Source organism: Providencia sp. wls1922 (assembly GCF_009706505.1).
GTDB classification, from domain to species: domain Bacteria; phylum Pseudomonadota; class Gammaproteobacteria; order Enterobacterales; family Enterobacteriaceae; genus Providencia; species Providencia lanzhouensis.
Genome location: NZ_WLUG01000002.1, coordinates 1 through 1,250 on the forward strand (window position 1 = coordinate 1; position 1,250 = coordinate 1,250).

1 protein-coding gene is annotated in these 1,250 nt (G+C 39.4%); it reads left to right on the forward strand.

Annotated elements, in window-relative coordinates; all coding sequences use genetic code 11:
* Positions 1-254 precede the first annotated feature (254 nt).
* Positions 255-1,250 (forward strand): FliC/FljB family flagellin (locus tag GKR71_RS00365; RefSeq protein WP_154633747.1); only part of this gene is annotated, 996 nt, incomplete at its 3' end.

Below are 1,250 nucleotides of genomic sequence, written 5' to 3' on the forward strand. Positions count from 1 at the left end.
GTTAAACCGTAAAAAGCAGGTAATTAGGCTTATTGAATAAAAATGATAAGGACATTAACCATAATCGAAGGGTTTAATAAAAAATTTAGGGTGAAAAAAGCTGATTCCAGCGCGCTTTTGCCAATATACACGAAAAATTTTTATAAAAATGGCTAAAGGGGTTTTTAGAGGCGCCGATAATGTTATTGCTGACAACATTTACCGAGTTAAGCCAGCGAGCTTAATCGACTATTAAGATAAAAAGGACATACATTATGGCACAGGTTATTAATACCAACATTCTGTCTCTGACTACTCAGAACAACTTAAACCGTTCACAAGGCGTATTAGGCTCTGCTATTGAGCGTTTATCTTCTGGTTCACGTATCAACAGCGCAAAAGATGATGCTGCGGGTCAAGCAATCGCTAACCGTTTTACTGCAAACATCAAAGGCTTAACTCAAGCTTCTCGTAACGCAAACGACGGTATCTCTATTGCACAAACAACTGAAGGTGCACTGAACGAGATCAACGATAACTTACAACGTATTCGTGAGCTGACTGTTCAAGCGAAAAACGGTTCTAACTCTAACTCAGATATCACTTCAATCCAAAACGAAGTGACTGAGCGTTTAGCTGAAATCACTCGTATTTCAGATCAAACTCAGTTCAACGGCGTGAAAGTTCTGAGCGGCGAAAAAACTGAGATGAGTATCCAAGTTGGTACTAACGATAACGAAGTGATCAAATTCAGCTTAGACAAAACTAACACTGAAACATTAGGTGTTTCTAGCGACAAACTGTTCACTGAAACTACAGCTAAGAAAGGCGTAACTGAAAAAGGTGCTGCAGTGACTGGTGCTGCAGGTGCAAATAAAATCTTAGCTGGCGGTGCTACCATTGAAGGTGGTTTGACTGTTACAGAATATAAAGTTGATGGTAACCCTGTTGATGGCAAATTTGTTGTCAATGATGGTACTAAAGATTATTTAGTTTCTTCTTCAGATTTTGAGTTTGACGCAACAGCTACAACTCAAGTTAACTTAAAAGCATCCGCGAAAACTACTGCGAATGAATTTACTGCAAATGCAGGTGCCGATGTTAAAACTTTAGATGTTAAAGGTGACGCTCTGGCAACTTTAGACGCTGCAATCAACAAAGTTGATGAAAGCCGTTCTAAATTAGGTGCGATTCAAAACCGTTTCCAATCTACTATCAACAACCTGAACAACTCTGTTAACAACCTGAGCGCAGCACGTAGCCGTATCCAA